The 16,959-nt window shown below is 36.0% G+C and carries 19 protein-coding genes and 1 other RNA gene; 10 read left to right on the top strand and 10 right to left on the bottom strand.

Annotated elements, in window-relative coordinates; genetic code table 11:
* Positions 1 to 89: 89 nt before the first annotated feature.
* Positions 90 to 1,235 carry a glycosyltransferase gene (locus LZQ00_RS13195; protein WP_234509747.1) on the top strand — a complete coding sequence of 382 codons (1,146 nt, stop codon included), beginning with the start codon at positions 90 to 92 and terminating at the stop codon, positions 1,233 to 1,235.
* 24 nt (positions 1,236 to 1,259) lie between these two features.
* Positions 1,260 to 1,895: a 16S rRNA (guanine(527)-N(7))-methyltransferase RsmG gene (rsmG, locus tag LZQ00_RS13200; protein WP_234509748.1), complete on the top strand. Its 636-nt coding sequence runs from the start codon at positions 1,260 to 1,262 to the stop codon at positions 1,893 to 1,895.
* A gap of 90 nt (positions 1,896 to 1,985) precedes the next feature.
* Here rsmG and LZQ00_RS13205 read toward each other — a convergent pair whose 3' ends face one another.
* Both LZQ00_RS13205 and LZQ00_RS13210 read right to left on the bottom strand, forming a co-directional pair.
* The gene (locus LZQ00_RS13205) at positions 1,986 to 2,216 is read right to left on the bottom strand and encodes a hypothetical protein (RefSeq protein ID WP_234509749.1); all 231 of its coding nucleotides are present in this window, start codon (positions 2,214 to 2,216) and stop codon (positions 1,986 to 1,988) included.
* Between the two features lie 11 nt (positions 2,217 to 2,227).
* Positions 2,228 to 3,604 carry a S41 family peptidase gene (locus LZQ00_RS13210; protein ID WP_234509750.1) on the bottom strand — a complete coding sequence of 459 codons (1,377 nt, stop codon included), beginning with the start codon at positions 3,602 to 3,604 and terminating at the stop codon, positions 2,228 to 2,230.
* A gap of 77 nt (positions 3,605 to 3,681) precedes the next feature.
* On the opposite strand from LZQ00_RS13210, the gene dprA reads away from it, so the two are divergent.
* From dprA to accD, 5 genes are all read left to right on the top strand, one after another.
* Complete coding sequence (gene dprA / locus LZQ00_RS13215) at positions 3,682 to 4,773, top strand: DNA-processing protein DprA (RefSeq protein WP_234509751.1); 1,092 nt, start codon at positions 3,682 to 3,684, stop codon at positions 4,771 to 4,773.
* Positions 4,774 to 4,811: 38 nt separating this feature from the next.
* Positions 4,812 to 6,296, top strand: a complete 1,485-nt coding sequence (locus tag LZQ00_RS13220) for an MFS transporter (RefSeq protein WP_234509752.1) — start codon at positions 4,812 to 4,814, stop codon at positions 6,294 to 6,296.
* Positions 6,289 to 6,516: a DUF6814 family protein gene (locus LZQ00_RS13225; RefSeq protein ID WP_234509753.1), complete on the top strand. Its 228-nt coding sequence runs from the start codon at positions 6,289 to 6,291 to the stop codon at positions 6,514 to 6,516. Before LZQ00_RS13220 ends, LZQ00_RS13225 begins: the two co-directional genes overlap by 8 nt.
* A gap of 84 nt (positions 6,517 to 6,600) precedes the next feature.
* Positions 6,601 to 6,698: signal recognition particle sRNA small type (gene ffs, locus LZQ00_RS13230), an RNA gene on the top strand.
* Between the two features lie 100 nt (positions 6,699 to 6,798).
* The gene (accD, locus tag LZQ00_RS13235) at positions 6,799 to 7,641 is read left to right on the top strand and encodes an acetyl-CoA carboxylase, carboxyltransferase subunit beta (RefSeq protein WP_234509754.1); all 843 of its coding nucleotides are present in this window, start codon (positions 6,799 to 6,801) and stop codon (positions 7,639 to 7,641) included.
* Positions 7,642 to 7,736: 95 nt separating this feature from the next.
* Here the strand turns inward: accD and LZQ00_RS13240 are convergent, their stop codons facing one another.
* Positions 7,737 to 8,078, bottom strand: coding sequence for a hypothetical protein (locus LZQ00_RS13240; RefSeq protein ID WP_234509755.1), 342 nt, complete (start codon positions 8,076 to 8,078; stop codon positions 7,737 to 7,739).
* A 203-nt stretch (positions 8,079 to 8,281) separates the two neighbouring features.
* Between LZQ00_RS13240 and LZQ00_RS13245 the strand changes: the two genes are divergently transcribed.
* Positions 8,282 to 8,617: a MerR family transcriptional regulator gene (locus tag LZQ00_RS13245; RefSeq protein WP_234509756.1), complete on the top strand. Its 336-nt coding sequence runs from the start codon at positions 8,282 to 8,284 to the stop codon at positions 8,615 to 8,617.
* A 2-nt stretch (positions 8,618 to 8,619) separates the two neighbouring features.
* Here LZQ00_RS13245 and LZQ00_RS13250 read toward each other — a convergent pair whose 3' ends face one another.
* Positions 8,620 to 9,114, bottom strand: coding sequence for a metallophosphoesterase family protein (locus tag LZQ00_RS13250; protein ID WP_234509757.1), 495 nt, complete (start codon positions 9,112 to 9,114; stop codon positions 8,620 to 8,622).
* 1 nt (position 9,115) lies between these two features.
* Positions 9,116 to 9,823: a tRNA1(Val) (adenine(37)-N6)-methyltransferase gene (locus LZQ00_RS13255; RefSeq protein ID WP_234509758.1), complete on the bottom strand. Its 708-nt coding sequence runs from the start codon at positions 9,821 to 9,823 to the stop codon at positions 9,116 to 9,118.
* A gap of 90 nt (positions 9,824 to 9,913) precedes the next feature.
* Between LZQ00_RS13255 and LZQ00_RS13260 the strand changes: the two genes are divergently transcribed.
* Positions 9,914 to 11,089, top strand: a complete 1,176-nt coding sequence (locus LZQ00_RS13260) for a hypothetical protein (protein ID WP_234509759.1) — start codon at positions 9,914 to 9,916, stop codon at positions 11,087 to 11,089.
* On the opposite strand, the gene mutS is transcribed toward LZQ00_RS13260, so the two are convergent.
* Positions 11,086 to 13,707, bottom strand: a complete 2,622-nt coding sequence (gene mutS / locus LZQ00_RS13265) for a DNA mismatch repair protein MutS (RefSeq protein ID WP_234509760.1) — start codon at positions 13,705 to 13,707, stop codon at positions 11,086 to 11,088. The genes LZQ00_RS13260 and mutS overlap by 4 nt on opposite strands.
* A 276-nt stretch (positions 13,708 to 13,983) precedes the next feature.
* Here mutS and mtgA point away from each other — a divergent pair, with 276 nt between their 5' ends.
* On the top strand, positions 13,984 to 14,712 hold the full coding sequence (mtgA, locus tag LZQ00_RS13270; protein WP_234509761.1) for a monofunctional biosynthetic peptidoglycan transglycosylase: 729 nt from the start codon (positions 13,984 to 13,986) through the stop codon (positions 14,710 to 14,712).
* A gap of 108 nt (positions 14,713 to 14,820) precedes the next feature.
* On the opposite strand, the gene LZQ00_RS13275 is transcribed toward mtgA, so the two are convergent.
* The 4 genes from LZQ00_RS13275 to LZQ00_RS13290 are packed head-to-tail and all read right to left on the bottom strand — an operon-like array spanning position 14,821 to position 16,947.
* Positions 14,821 to 15,276, bottom strand: coding sequence for an ABC transporter ATPase (locus LZQ00_RS13275; protein WP_234509762.1), 456 nt, complete (start codon positions 15,274 to 15,276; stop codon positions 14,821 to 14,823).
* 14 nt (positions 15,277 to 15,290) lie between these two features.
* A complete protein-coding gene (locus tag LZQ00_RS13280) occupies positions 15,291 to 15,833 on the bottom strand; it encodes a DUF420 domain-containing protein (protein ID WP_234509763.1) in 543 nt (180 codons plus the stop codon).
* 2 nt (positions 15,834 to 15,835) lie between these two features.
* A complete protein-coding gene (locus LZQ00_RS13285) occupies positions 15,836 to 16,564 on the bottom strand; it encodes an SCO family protein (RefSeq protein ID WP_234509764.1) in 729 nt (242 codons plus the stop codon).
* Positions 16,565 to 16,569: 5 nt separating this feature from the next.
* Entirely contained in the window at positions 16,570 to 16,947 is a 378-nt protein-coding gene (locus tag LZQ00_RS13290; RefSeq protein ID WP_234509765.1) for a cytochrome C oxidase subunit IV family protein, read from the bottom strand.
* Positions 16,948 to 16,959: the final 12 nt, after the last annotated feature.

Consider the following 16,959-nt stretch of genomic DNA (forward strand, 5'->3'; position numbering starts at 1 on the left):
AAGCTTGCCCTTTCACAAGATTTTAACATTTACAATACAAAAAACATTCTTAAACCAAATATCCGCTGAACATCCTATCTTTGCAATCTATGATCATCATACAACAATATGCTTTCTATTATCCCTTTATAGCCTTTGGTATGCTAGCTCTGTTACTCCTTTTTCAGTTATACTATCTGCTATTTGTATATGGAAAATTGAGTCGCTACGCAATATTATCCTTTCAAGATCAAGACGAGTTTGATCCTATTTCAGTGATCATTTGCGCCCATAATGAGCAAAATAATCTGCAACAATTTTTGACATCAATTTTAGAACAAGACTATCCACAATTTGAAGTGATTGTCGTGAATGATTACTCTACCGATGATACGAAATGGGTTTTACAAGAATTTCAAACCCGTTATCCACAGCTAAAGATTGTCGATATCAAAGAACATATCCGGTTAAAACACGGCAAGAAGTTCGCGGTAACGATGGGAATCAAATCTGCTTCCTATGAACAATTGGTCTTAACAGATGCTGATTGTATACCGCAATCCAATAATTGGCTCAAGGAAATTGCTGGAGCTTTATGTCAACCGAACACAGAAATTGTCATTGGCTATTCTCCTTATTTCAAACAGAAAGGCTTTTTAAACAAACTTATTCGTTTTGAAACCACACATACTGCTATGAGTTATCTAGCCTATGCTTTGAAAAAAGATGCCTATATGGCTGTTGGAAGAAACATGGCGTATAAGAAATCTCTTTTTTTTAAGAATAAAGGCTTTGCTTCCCATATGCATGTCAAATCTGGCGATGATGATCTTTTTGTTAATGAAAATACAACAAGAGATAATACTGTGGTATGTATCCATCCTGATTCGATCGTATACTCAGAACCTAAAAAAACTTGGAAAAGTTATTACAAGCAAAAAGCGCGTCATTCCGGAGCTTCAGTTCTTTACAAGAAAAAGCATCAACGGATGTTGGGTATGCAATTGATAACTTCTTTTTTATTTTATTGCGGTATCATCTTGACAGCACTTTTTTTCCCGGGTTATTGGTATGTACCTTTGGCTGCATATGCTATTCGATTATTAGTACAGTTGCTTGTTTTTAGATCAATTTATAAGAAATTAGCTGTTTCTGATCTGATTTGGTGGTTGCCATTATTAGACATCATCTACTATTTCTATATTTGCACCAATGGTTTATTTAACCGAAAAAAGAAATCAGTTAGCTGGAAATAATATTTATTCTTTAACACATACGCTTTGAATCCTACAGTAGACATCATATATCACTATTTTCCGAACTTAACAGAAGTTCAGAAAACACAATTCGCCCAACTGGCAGAACTCTATCCTTTCTGGAATGATCAAATCAACGTTATTTCACGTAAGGACGTTGAAAGCCTGTATTTACACCATGTTTTACATTCTTTAGGTATTGCCAAATATGTGATGACATTTGCTCCTGGCACACGCATCTTAGATGTAGGAACAGGAGGAGGTTTCCCTGGTATTCCTTTAGCGATTTTATTTCCTGAAGTGAAGTTTCACTTGGTTGATTCTATTGGTAAAAAAATTAAAGTAGTCCGTGAAGTTGCGGCAGCATTGGGTCTTCAAAATGTAGAAGCAGATCATATCCGTGCCGAACAACTGGATGATAAGTATGATTTCGTTGTATCACGTGCGGTTACACGATTGGCAGATTTTGCTCCTTGGATTCGCAATAAATTCTTCAAACAAGATAAAAATGGTATTCCAAATGGAATTCTATATTTAAAAGGTGGTGATCTAAAAGAGGAAATTAAGGAATCACGTTTGAAAGCGGAACTTCATCCACTATCCGATTATTTTAAAGAAGATTTCTTCGACACCAAGTATGTGGTATATGTCGCCATGTAAATAGGCTAAAAACTGAGTTTTTTAGCCCATTAATACCCCTTAGAGGTTTATTATATTCAGAATCATATTAAATGATTCTGAATATAAATCCTATCCCAACTCTTCTATGATCTTCTTACCAATCGTATTCACCTCCTCATCCATACCAAACATAGGTAGACCAGTTTCAGGGTTTGTTTTTAACCATTGACTCTCGGTATCTTTAATAATCTGGACATACTCCACTCCTTCTTTAAAGATAACATACGTATCCTCCTCTTCAGGGAATACCGAGTAAACTATATTTTCGATCTCTATATCAAAAGGCTCTTTCATTTCCATAGCGCAAAAATTTAATAAGCAAAGTTATTTGTTTTCTTCATTAATGCAATGACCCATGCCATTTCCTTGTCCTTTTTCAATATGATATCTTCGATATCATAAGGAATAAAAATGGTTGGAGTAAGCAAAGAATCACTTTTCTGACCACCATAAATTTGATTATAAAATGCACCCATCGTAACTTGCAATTTTGAATTAGGAAGATTAAAAGGAATCATTCTACCGGCAATACTGCTATATCCCGATCCACCGACAGTATCGCCTACCAAAACAACATTTTTTTGCCTTTTTAAATGAGAAGCGAGATAAGCCCCATTAGAAAAAGTTCCATTATTGACCAAAACATATAATGTCCCTTTAAACGATTTTTTGGAAGGAACAACCATTTGCCTCATATCTTCCCCGACTTTGACCAGTTCATTTCTATAATCAACATTTCTGACAGCCAGAAACTGCAAGAAAGATTCGTTCATTATTCCTTTCTCTAAGTAATAAGTCGTATCTGAAATAAAATAAGAAAGAAGCTCCATGCTAAGATGATTAAACCCACCTGTATTATTACGTAAATCCAACACAAAGCTGCCCAAAGTATCCAATCCGATCTGATCAAAATACGCTTCTACCGCTGTGGCTGATTGAAAAGAATTGAGTCCCATGCTGTATAAAAAACGACGATACCCCACCTCATTATCTCCAGTATTAACGATCTTTGGTCTCTCTGTAGGAAACCACTTCGTTTTTTTATTTATATCTTTTTCTAACACAAGCTCCACGATATCATTTCCCTTTTTCAAAATAAAATGCGCTGTAGACTCAAGATTAAAATATTGAATCATAAAGTAGGGAAGATGAAAAAACTCATTGAGATAGTAGGTTTGAAATCCATTATTTTCACCATCAAAGCAGATTGATCCAGCTGTAATGTACTTAATAATTTTTTGCACAGGAATTCCATTTATACTTTGCAATTCATAGCCGATCAAATGCTTATCCTCTTCATTGCTATCCACAATATAGATATGTTCATCCTTAAGATAATACCTAAAATTATAAATGGGACTAGCATAATTTACATCTTTGTTCAGAGAAAATGGATTGATTGCAAGATGCCCATCTGCTATCCTTTGCAATAATTCCATGCTTTTATGATAAAAACCTGCTAGCGAGATTTCTTTTTGCATAGTCAGCGCTAATGAATCAATTATGTTATTCAGTTTCTTTTCAGAGATACGTTGATATATATTTGGATGTACCAGTTTTAATGTATCCACCAAGGCTTTAAAATCTTCTCGCTGTTCCAAAGGAGACAACATTATTTTATCTTGACCGACACAGATACGGCAAAACAAAATGTAGATAAAAATTAAACAAAAAAATCTTAGGTTCATATTGAATTGAAATATAAACAAATATATCTTTTTAATTTAAAATCACAGAAGTAAAGCTTATCTTTAAAGTACCAATTATGAGTTTTTACCATCAAATAGCACTTACCAAAATTAAAGGTGTAGGACCTAAAACTGCGCGAAATTTACTCGCCTACTGTGGTTCTGTGCAAGAAATATTAGAAACAAAAGCAAGCATATTAGCAAAAATACCAGGGGTTAATAGCAAAACTGCCACTGAAATAGCGGCAAAAAACTATCAGGAAGCGACCGAGAAAGAAATCGCATTCGTCGAAAAACATCAGATTCAGGTGTTATGGATAACGAACCCCGATTACCCTACGAAATTAAGAAACTGCGAAGATGCTCCACTTGTTTTATATTATAAAGGTAATGCCGATCTCAACAATGAACGTGTGGTGAGTATTGTCGGCACAAGAGATGCAACAAATTATGGTCGAAAAATATGTGACACCTTAATAGAGCAGTTGAAACCACTTCATACCACGATTGTTAGCGGGCTTGCCTACGGTATTGATATAGCTGCACACAAAAGTGCATTGCTGAATCAAATACCGACAGTCGCTGTATTGGGACATGGATTAGACCGAATATATCCCGCTAGTCATAGAGAAACGGCATCCAATATGATTTATCAAGGTGGTTTATTGACAGAATTTGCTTCTGACACCAAATTAGAGCGTCAAAACTTCCCTATGCGGAATCGGATTATTGCAGGCATGGCGGATGTAACCATCGTTATCGAAGCCGCAATAAAAGGCGGTGCCCTGATCACAGCAGAAATAGCGAATAGTTATAACAGAGATGTCTGTGCTTTTCCTGGAGGTGTCGATCAGACGTATTCAGCAGGATGCAATTACCTCATCAAAACCAACCGTGCTCACTTGATCCGCGATGCACAAGATTTATGCTATCTGATGAATTGGGATCTTGAAAACACGAAAACCCAAACGCAATTATCCTTGATCCCAACAGATTTAAATCAAGATCAATTACATATTTATCATTTTATAAAAGAAAAAAAACAAGTTACTATTGATAAGATTAGCCGCTTTTGCAATTGGTCACAAAGTAAATTAGCGATCGTATTACTCGAAATGGAAATGAATGGTCATATAACCTCCCTTCCAGGCAAAGTATATACATTATAAAAACAATCCTAAAATTTCAACTATTCTTCAAAACCTAAATGAAAAATAAGGCTAACACCAAAACAATTTGGAAAGTAATTGGCGCCTCCTCCATGGGCACGCTGATTGAATGGTATGATTTCTTTATTTTCGGAAGTCTCTCTATCGTCATCTCAACCAAGTTTTTTCCTGCAGACAATCCAACCGCAGCTTTTTTATCAACATTAGCAACATTCGCTGCAGGTTTTGTTGTACGTCCATTTGGAGCACTATTCTTTGGGAGATTAGGAGATTTAATCGGAAGAAAATACACGTTTATGGTTACCCTACTGTTGATGGGCGGAGCCACTTTCTTGATCGGCTGTATACCGAGTTATCAAAGTATAGGGTTTTTTGCACCACTACTGGTTCTTATCTTACGCCTATTGCAGGGACTTGCACTTGGAGGAGAATATGGTGGAGCTGCGACTTATGTTGCTGAGCATGCCCCAGAAGGACAACGGGGCTATTGGACTTCTTGGATCCAAACAACAGCAACTTTTGGGCTTTTCATCTCCTTGGTGGTTATTTTAATCACCAAATCTATCTTAACAGAACAACAGTTTGATGCCTGGGGATGGCGTGTTCCTTTTATCTTGTCGATCTTAATGGTGTATGTTTCTTATTTGATTCGTAAAAATATGAGCGAATCACCCGAATTTTCGAAAGCCAAAGAAGAGGGTACAACAAGTAAAAATCCTTTAAAGGAAAGTTTCGGTAATCGCTATAACCTCAAATTTGTGTTGCTAGCCTTATTTGGTGCTGCAATGGGGCAAGGTGTGGTTTGGTATACGGGTCAATTCTACTCCATGAGTTATATGAAAACGGTGATGCATCTGAGTTCAGACGAAGCAGATATGATCTTGGGAACAGCCCTATTGATCGGAACACCATTCTTTATTTTCTTTGGATGGCTAAGCGATAAAGTTGGAAGAAAATGGATCATGTTATTGGGTATGTTGCTTGCCCTCTGCACCTATAGACCTATTTATAAAGCGATGTACCAATTAACCGATCTTGCAAAAAAAGAACTTGTTTCCAGCAGCACGCAGCAAGTTGATGATCATAAACAAATAAAGACAGACCTATATACAGATGGCACCCATGCTCAAGAGACTCAGGAGCTGAATAGCATAACAAAAGAAACCCGGATCAAAAATACAGTTACCGTACATGGTAGCACACGTATTTGGTTAACGGCTTTAATTTTTATTCAAATCATCTATATTACGATGGTTTATGGTCCTATTGCGGCATTTTTAGTCGAAATGTTTCCCGTCAAGATTCGCTACACCTCGATGTCCCTTCCCTACCATGTCGGCAATGGCATATTCGGAGGATTATTACCTGCAATTTCCACTTATCTCACAACCAATGCGAAAGTCGCAAATGATCCTGAATTTTATCTAGCAGGCTTATGGTATCCCATTATTATAGCCGCTGTTTGTTTTACTATCGGTTCACTTTATATTAAAAATAAACCTAATCACCTTAACAATGGATAATCTAAAAAAAATATTAGGTCTCGTTTGGATTGCATTAGCCTTGTTTACGGCTTATTTTTGCCTATTCGAACTTGCAATACCCAAAATAAAAGTTGGACATCAGGAAGATTTAGTCTTCGGAATTATCATCATGTTCATTTTAACTCCGATTATCTCCATGGGCTTAGGGTTGTTTGGTTACTATGCCCTTTGTGGAGAGTATGCAAAAGAGAGGACTTAAAACTATTCGTATTGAATATCAAGGCAGTAAACACAATTCACGAAAAATGTTTCTTAAGAACAATTTTTTTTCTACTTTTGTGACGGGTAAGTCTTTTACGACCAGCTCCCATTGACTCCCCCAGGTTGGGAACAAAGCAAGGGTATTTGGTTGAGCGGTGCGATAGAAGGAGCTTACCCATTTTTTTTGCCTAAATTTTTCCTTTCCAACCTCAAATGTCACTTCTATTATCTCAAATCTAATTTTTTTTTTGTTTATTTGTAACTGAATTAGAACTATCGTATGAGTTGGTTTAAAAGAGATAAAGCCGGAATTAGCACGGCAACAGAAAATAAGAAAGAGGCTCCAGACGGAATGTGGAACAAATGTCCCTCATGTAAAAAACCGTTATTGAACCTTGAACAAATTGAAAACAACTACGTTTGTCAATACTGTGGATATCATCTTAGAATTGGTTCTGCAGCCTATTTTTCCATCATTTTTGATAACAACGAGTTTACAGAATTATTCCCTACACTAAGCTCAGGTGATCCTATCAACTTCTTCGATTCAAAACCTTACAGCGAACGATTAAAAGAAAGCCAAGTAAAAACAGGTTTGGTAGATGCTATCCGTTCTGGTCATGGTAAAATCGACGGACAAGATCTTGTCATTGCTTGTATGGACTTCAACTTTATTGGAGGTTCTATGGGATCAGTTGTTGGTGAAAAAATTGCCCGTTCTATTGATTACTGTATCAAACATAAAATTCCTTTTATGTTGATCTCTAAATCTGGTGGAGCACGTATGATGGAAGCGGCATTTTCATTAATGCAGATGGCTAAAACCTCTGCCAAATTAGCCTTATTAGCAAAAGCAGGATTACCTTATGTCTGCTTACTAACAGATCCAACGACAGGAGGGGTAACCGCTTCATATGCCATGCTAGGCGATATCAATTTTGCTGAACCTGGTGCATTAATTGGTTTTGCAGGCCCACGTGTGATTAAAGAAACAATCAAAAAAGATCTTCCAAAAGGATTTCAAACTTCTGAATTCGTTTTAGAACATGGTTTCTTAGACTTCATCGTAGACAGAAGAGAATTAAAACAAAAAGTTTCGACTTACTTGAGATTGGTTAAATAAATCAATCCCGTTTATAGACCAAACAGCAAATTTTACAACAGATAAAAATTGTAGTTGGTAAAAGAGTAAAAAATAAGAGTTCCAAATTGGAGCTCTTATTTTTTTAGGTATTTCCAAAAAGCCCAAAACTTCCGTTGAGACAGATAGTTAAAGTCTGCTTCATTGGAGTATGCTTCCCGTTCATAAGAAATATTCAGATAAGCTTGATGAAAATCCCGATATTGGATATATCGAAATAAAAACTCGATTAAATAGCTGAAATAAAAGAAAATAATCAACAGCTCTGCTGCCTGTCGAATATGGATTTTCTCATGATTGATGAGTTGTTGATTGTCTTTGAATATTCTTTTTTTTAAAAATATAAACGGATAGATCGTGATCGCATCAGCTTTTCCAAATGAAAATAGTTTAGTCCAAAAGCGGCTTACAAAAATCATGTTAGTAGTTAAAATCAAATCCAATCAATAATTATTCCGAATTGATAATTCGCCCATTTAAGATAGCTAATTTTTATAATCTATATTACAGTATATTTCCTCTATGATAAGAATTAAATAATTTACCATTTATTCCAACACAATTGTATTGTGTATACGAGCAAATTTAGCTAAGTTTGTTATATTAAAATTAAAAAATTAGTATGCCTTACAAAGAGCGCGAAATTAATAAATTATATTATACGATGGGGGAAGTGACAGAGCTATTTCAAGTCAATGCTTCGCAAATTCGTTTTTATGAGCGTGAATTTGATATTATTCAACCCAAAAAGAATAAAAAAGGGAACCGTCTTTTCACACAGGATGATATTGCTAATTTGAAAATCATTTTCAATCTCGTAAAAGATAAAGGCTATACCTTACAAGGTGCGCGCGAATATCTCCGTACAAATAAATCAGAGGCAAAAGAGAACCAACGTGTTATTGACTCCTTAGAGAAATTAAAAAGTTTCTTAATGGAAGTACGGGATAGCTTGTAGGTTTATCTTTCAGCGAGTTCAATAATTTCCAAATTTTCGATTTTACTGCCATCAATATCAAAACGCATCAGCGTTCTGACTTTGTGCCATCCCTGCTTTCCTGCAGCTCCTGGATTGAGGTGTAGACATTTCAATTTTTGATCGTACATCACCTTCAATATATGAGAATGCCCCGTAATAAATAACTGTGGAGGATTTTCTGTTATCAATTTCTTGATCCTTGGAGCATATCTCCCCGGATAACCTCCAATGTGCGTTAACCAAACATCCACTTCTTCACATTTGAACCGTAGATCTTCAGGAAATCGTATTCGGATATCTTGACCATCAATATTCCCATATACAGCCCGCAATGGTTTAAAAGCTTCCAATTCATCAGCGATAGCTATACTTCCAAAGTCCCCAATATGCCAGATTTCATCACAGTGTTCAAAATACTTGAATACCGCTTGATCCAAATAAGCATGTGTATCTGAAATTAATCCAATCTTTGTCATATTAAAACGCTAAAAAATAAGGTTTCAAAGCAGCTTTATATCCTTCCGAATGCATACCTTTTTCTTGATAAATAATAAATTCAGTACTAGCAATTGCACCTGTGTATCCCATTTCAAAAAGGATAATTTTCCGGATTACTTCTCCCCCGTCAAAGGAGCGAATCAGGATCTCTTGCTGCAGATTTAAGTCAATAGATTTTGCCATTTCTGTTAATTCATCAGCCAACAACGTTGGTAATATTAATGCTAATTTTCCTTTTGTACTTAAATATTGAGAACAAAATTGAAATAACTCGTCAAAAAATTCCAAATTGGTATGTCTAGCCAATTTTTTTCTCGCATCTGGATTGTGCAAAGAATCGGTATAAAAAGGTGGATTGGAAATAATAAAATCAAAAGTATCTTCATCAGCGAGTTCCTGAAAAGCGCAAGCATGAAGTTTCATTCGATCATGAAAGCGTGAGTTCCTAAAATTCTCCTGAGCTCTTTGGGCAGCAGCAGAATCAATTTCAACAGCAACCACCTGACTTTCAGTACAACGTTGTGCTAACATCAATGCAATTACTCCAGTCCCTGTCCCAATATCTAATATACGCTTAGATTCACCAACATCGACCAATGAAGCCAATAGCACAGCATCGGTGTTGATTTTCATCGCACAATCCGTTTGATCTACCGCAAACTCTTTAAATTGAAATATAGAAGCCATTGTCACAAAGATAATTCTTTTAAAAATGTACTGCTCCTTGTCAAAAGATAATTTTTATTTACTTTTATACCATTAAGCACAGATCAATATATGCGTCATTATCTATTTGCTCTTCTTTTCAGCGGTATTTCGTTATTATTAGGAACACCATCAGCTATTGCACAAGAAAAATGCGAGCTTACCCTGGCGAACTCGTTAACATCGATAACTCAGAAATTGAATGCGAACGAATATAACGAATTGGATCCTTTATTGATCCAAATGGAGAATAGCTGTGGACAGACGGAATTAAGTCAACGGATAAGAATATTAAATCTGATTATCCAAAAAGAAAATAGTACTGTCGCTATCACACAATATTTGGATAATAGTTTAGATGAAAAGTTGCTTAAACGTTTCCGAGATGCAGCAAAAGAAGATTATGCCTATCAATATGAATCCAATAAAGCGCAATACGATTATTTTCCTTTACGTCATCCGCTTGATCTCTTGATCAAAACACGTGCAAAAGCTTTACTTCAGTCCCAATTGTATGTATTAAACGATTCGGAAATTGATATACTCCGTCTTTTTTCAAATGAAGAATGGACAAAAAATCAGGAAGTTGTTGAAAATCAAACCACGGAAACCGTTGAAGAACCAGCTCAAATCACACAACAACCCACTAAGGATCAAATAAGTACATACTATAAATCCAAGATTGGATATATACCTTATATCGGTATATATGGCCCTATAGGAGGGAAAAATACAACTTTTGGCACAAATGTATCCCTTGGTTTCACGGTGATGAGCTCCTTAGCAAGATCATTTGTCTTTGAAGGCGGTATTAAAGTCAGGATTAATTCCAATGATAAAAATTTTGACTATAATTATTACGACCAAGCCGAATCCGTAAATGCTGGATATGGACTATTCGCTGGAGGTGCTATAGGATATAAAGTATATGACAACACTAAATTTATATTGCTCCCTAAACTTAATTTAGGCGTTGATATCGTAGATACAGGAATATCTGAAGAAGTATATAACGACGGATACTATGATGGTAATGGCTATTATATTGATGGTGGAAACGCAACAAAACTACATACCGTAAATACCATGCATCTTGGATTGAGTTTAGCAGGAATGATTCAGGTCAATGGAAAAAAATACATGGGTATAGAAGCGGGTTATCACTATACACCTTATCAATGGGATAGTCAACTGATCAGCAGTATTTACAATCACTATGGAAGTATAGAACTATTCTTCCGTTTCTAATTCTTCAATAACCGTTGGATTTCATCCAACTTCATCAAGGCTTCTACTGGTGTCAAGGTGTTGACATCTAAATTATTCAACATATCACGTATTTTCTCTAACACAGGATCATCAATAGAGAACATTTGCAGTTGATAGGCTTGCTTTTGAATCTTACGCATACTATCCTTGATCTGCTCCCCTCCTGTGCGTTCCTGTTCCAATCTTTTTAGTATCTCATTGGCACGACTAAGTAATTTTGAAGGCATACCTGCGAGTTTGGCTACGTGAATACCAAAACTATGTTCAGAACCACCAGGAACCAGTTTCCGCAAGAATATAACCTTATTATTAACCTCTTTGACCGTCACATTATAATTTTTGATACGAGGCATCGAATTTGTCAATTCATTCAGCTCATGATAATGTGTTGCAAATAATGTTTTCGCTTTCGCTGTAGGGTGATTATGTAAAAACTCGGCAATAGCCCAAGCGATTGATATACCATCATAGGTACTGGTACCACGACCTATTTCGTCCAATAGGATTAAACTTCTATCCGAGAGGTTGTTCATGATACTTGCTGTCTCATTCATTTCAACCATAAAGGTAGACTCACCCGAAGACAGATTATCAGAAGCGCCCACACGGGTAAAAATTTTGTCAACAAGACCAATCTTCGCTTCTTTTACAGGAACAAAAGAGCCGATCTGAGCCATCAAAACAATGAGCGCAGTCTGACGTAAAAGAGCAGACTTACCTGCCATATTGGGACCCGTAATGATGATGATTTGCTGCGTCTCATTATCAAGATAGACATCATTCGTGATATAGTCCTCACCAATAGCCATTTTCTTTTCGATAACAGGATGACGCCCACCTTTAATATCTAAAATTTTACTCTCCGAGATTTCTGGTTGAACGTAATAATTTTTCTCTGCAATAACAGAAAAATTTAAGAGTACATCCAATTTGGCCAGTAATTGCGCATTCAATTGAATCGGTTTGATATAAGCAGCAATAGCAACCAGCAATTCGGCATACAGTCGGTTTTCAATGACTTGAATCTTCTCTTCCGCACCTAAAATCTGATCTTCATATTCCTTTAATTCTTCTGTAATGTAGCGTTCTGCATTTACTAAAGTCTGCTTACGCATCCATCCTGAGGGTACTTTATCACGATGTGTATTCGTCACCTCCAAATAGTAACCAAAGACATTATTAAAAGCAATTTTAAGCGAAGGAATTCCTGTTGCATCTGCTTCTCTTTTTTGAATTTCTATCAAATAATCTTTTCCACCGAAAGAGATTTTTCGTAAACGATCCAATTCATCATCTACTCCATTAGCAATCACATTACCTTTATTGAGCGCTACAGGAGGTTCAGGATATACTTCTTTTTCAATCTGATCACGAATGATAGAACAAGTATCCAACTGTTCTGCAATCACTCTTAAAGCTTCAGAATCGTTTTGATTGGTCAATTTCTTCAATTTCTCAATCGCATATAGCGCACGTTTCAATTGCACAATCTCTCGAGGAGAAGCTTTCAGAAGACCGATTTTTGAAATCAACCTTTCCAAATCCCCTACTTGTTTGATTTCCTGAATCAATTCATCACGCAACTCTTTATGCTCCGAAAAGTAGGCTACCACATCCAGACGCTCCTGAATAGACTTACGGTCTTTCAAAGGCATCACAATCCAGCGTTTTAATAAGCGCGCTCCCATGGGAGAAGCCGTTTGATCGAGCACATCCGATAAAGTTGTTGCATTCTCATTCGCAGAACCGATCAATTCCAGATTACGAACTGTAAAACGATCCAACCACATATGACGATCTTCTTCAATACGGGATATATTAGAAATATGCTGTAGATTACGATGTTCTGTTTCATTCAGGTAGTGTAACGCCACACCTGCAGCGACAACGGCTACAGACATACGATCAATACCAAAACCTTTCATCGAATTGACATCGAAATGCTTCAATAAATTCTCTGTGGCAAAATCACCTGTATAAGGCCATTCATCAAGGGTATACGTATAATATTGATTACCAAAAAGCTCCGCAAACTCCTTCGCTTGCTTCTTGGCCATAATGATTTCTGTCGGCTTAAAACCTTGCAACAACTTATCAATATAAGATTGAGTTCCTTGCGCAACCAAAAATTCACCTGTAGAAATATCTAAGAAAGAAACTCCGATCTGTGTTTTTTCAAAATAAATAGACGCTAAATAATTATTGGACTTTTGCTGTACAATATTATCACTATATGACACACCTGGAGTAATTAACTCCGTCACTCCACGTTTGACAATTGTTTTGGTCTGCTTCGGATCTTCCAATTGATCACAGATCGCAACACGTTGACCAGCACGAACTAATTTCGGTAAATAAGTTTCCAAAGAATGATGAGGGAAACCCGCCAAAGCAGTTTCAGATTCCGTTCCATTTCCTCTTTTTGTTTGAACGATTCCTAAAATACTGGCTGCTTTGATTGCATCTTCGCCAAATGTTTCATAAAAATCACCTACACGGAACAACAACAGCGCTCCAGGATATTTTACCTTGATCGCATTATATTGCTGCATTAATGGAGTTACCTTTTTTTCTGCCTTTGCCAACGCTTGTTTCATTTAGTTGTAGTCTGTAAAAATAGGATAATTGAGGGGATTTGACAAGAATATCAGCTTACATTAGCGTACTATTTACGATTATTTTTCAAATAGCAGATGAAATGCTATTCCTGCAAATGAATAGAAAACCAGATGGGGAATCATTTTACTTATTACATATAAAATCATATGCTTGATACTTCAATTTATGACACAATTTATACGATTGATTGCTTTGTTCTTTTTTACAATTTGACGTTTTTTTATTTATGTTTGCATTCGTAAAAAAAGAGTATAATGGCCATTAAAAGATCGAATAAGATCAAGAAAAAAACAACTCCTATAGGTTGGCAAAAGAAGCTAAAAATGTGGTCAATACGTATCGGTATTGCTATTTTTGTGCTTCCTATATTTTGGGTATTGGCGCTTAAAATTATCAATCCTCCGATCACATGGCTCATGATACAACGAGGATTTGAACTCAAAGCTGCTGGTAAAGGCTTTAAGTTAGAAAAAGATTGGTTGAGTTATGATGAAATATCTGATAATCTAAAACGTGCTGCGATTGCTGGTGAAGATTCCCATTTTTTAACACATTGGGGATTTGATACCGATGCCATTCAAAAGGCCATAGAAAAAAATAAAGATGGGAAAAATCTACGTGGCGGCAGTACCATCAGCCAACAGGTAGCAAAAAATGTATTCTTATGGCCTAAAAGATCATGGTTAAGAAAAGGATTGGAAACGTATTTCACGGTCTTGATCGAAGCACTTTGGAGCAAAAAGAGAATATTGGAAGTATACCTCAATGTCATCGAAATGGGACAAGGCATATATGGAGCTGAAGCAGCTTCGCAATACTACTTCAAAAAATCAGGTGCGAGCCTATCCAAAAAGCAAGCGGCGTTGATTATCGCTATCCTTCCGAATCCAAGACAATGGGATGCCCGTAATCCATCGGTATATGTCAACCACAGAGCAAATAGCATTGTTCGGTATATTGATCATTATCAGATTCCAGAATAAAATCAAGATCTTATCCATACAACAGCATTGATTTTAAAAATCTATTCACAATTTTAAAAATAAATCCAGTCATAAAAAAAGCGATGATCAATCATCGCTTTTAATTTTTTATCCAAACACGCGCTTATGCCAACTTTCAGCAAATGGAATTTCCCATTTATCTCTTAGGGCATCTAAAGAAGTTATCGTATTATCAAACACAAAGGTAGTAGCCTCAATGGCACCTGTTTTAACTAAATCTTCAAACTCATCTCTTGTCGCCAAAAGAAGTTGATCATTCTTTTTATAAGCGACATTCATCCGATCAAAAAGTTGAATATTAAATTCTTCCTCTAAGCTTTTAAGAAAGCGAACAGAACTATCAATAGAACAACCAGAAGCTGCAGCTAGCTGCTCGTCAACAGAAAGCACAATAAATAAATTATCTTTCACAACTGCTTGTGCCGATAAAGGTTCTCCATGAACTTTCCATCCTGCTGCAAAATCAGTTAATTTTTCCTGAATCAATACCGCTTCTTCATTGGTAAAGAAACGATTCGATTGATAAACCCACGCACTTGTCATATCGAATAATTTAATTAATGAATGTAATAAGGAGAAATCATCAAATAAACAATCACTCCAGTAACTGCCACATACAACCACATTGGATAAGTGATACGCGCTATTTTTTTATGTCTTTCATAAGATCCCGTAATACCTCTTACATATGTAATCAATACAAAGGGAATAATAATAACTGACAAAACAATATGCGAAATCAAAATAAAGAAGTAAATAGGTCGTAAAATTCCCTCACCCCCATAAGGTGTCGAGTTGGATGTCATGTGATAAGCTACGTACATCCCTAGAAAAGCAACAGAACAACAAACACAGATTTTAATTAATCTTTCATGTAATTTTCTATTTCCTTTTCTAATAACTGCCACAGCCCAAACCAATAAAATAGCCGTAATCCCATTTATAGTCGCATATATTGGTGGTAAAAAACTTAAAGGCTGTACATCATAACCCAATTTTCGCAAATTAACACCAAACAAAGCGGCTACGACAAGCGGAATCACAACCGATAAAATAATGATCCACTTGTTATATTTTTTTTCTTCTACAGTCTGTTCCATTTTTATTTTGTTTCAATCTTAGCTGGATGGTTCCTTATTTCTTCCACCGTCAATAATTTAATCTCATCGGCCAAACGTTCAGGCTCCTTCTTCATCGTCACATCATAAAAACCTCGGATTCTTCTTTTCGAATCAATGAGTACATAAGATGAACCAATAACAAAAGGTTTATTCACATCACTGGTTGTTAAAGCATCCTGAAGTAGACCATCTTTCGCAAATTTAAAAATATCAGAAGATGGTTTTGTTAAGAAATACCAACTCTTTCCTGAAGGATCAATATTTTTAATATACTTGGTGACAACCTCTGGGCTGTCATAACTCGTATCTACGGTAATCGAATAAAACTTGATATTGGGACTTTGTCTAAATTCTCCTGTTATCTTATTCAAGTTATTAATCAGTGTTGTGGAGAAAGATTGGTCTCGGGAATAGAAAAGATGAATAACAGTGATGGCACTATCCTGTTCGAAAAGTTGGATTTTCTTACCATCATAATTCACGAAAGAAAGATTCGGTACTTCATGATAAATAGTGTCCATTAGATCGCGCCCCCATTTCCGATGTGTAGTGCCAGGGACTTTTTTCTCCCCATAAATAGGCAAAGTGGAATAAGAATTGGCCATGCCACTTTTATTCAACACTACATACAAAAATCCTGGCAATAATAATACTATTGCCAGGATCATGATTGTTTGAATACCTTTATTTCTGCCAGTATTTTGACTCATTTATACTATTTATTTTCCCACAATTGGTGAGGTTGTAATTCATGTAATAAGAAGTTACCTTCTGTAAGCATTAAAACGATAAAATAAATAATGAATATGAAGACGATACTTACCGTAACAATAAAACTAGATTTCTCAAATTTTAAGTGCATAAAGTAAGCAACGATATAATATGCTTTTACTAATGTTAACGCGATATAAATGGTATTAACCAAAGCACCTTTCGCTAAAATTTGCCAGTGATGAACAAATCCCAATGCGATTAAGAACTCTAAACTAGTTAAAGCCAAAAGGACGAAGAAAATTCTCCAGATACCTTTTTTATCCATTCCTTCTACGTGCTCGTGCTCATCGTGAGCAATATGATCTTGATGTTGTGACATAGCCTTTCTAAA

Origin of the sequence: Sphingobacterium sp. SRCM116780, from assembly GCF_021442025.1 — a bacterium.
In the GTDB taxonomy this organism is placed as follows: Bacteria; Bacteroidota; Bacteroidia; order Sphingobacteriales; family Sphingobacteriaceae; genus Sphingobacterium.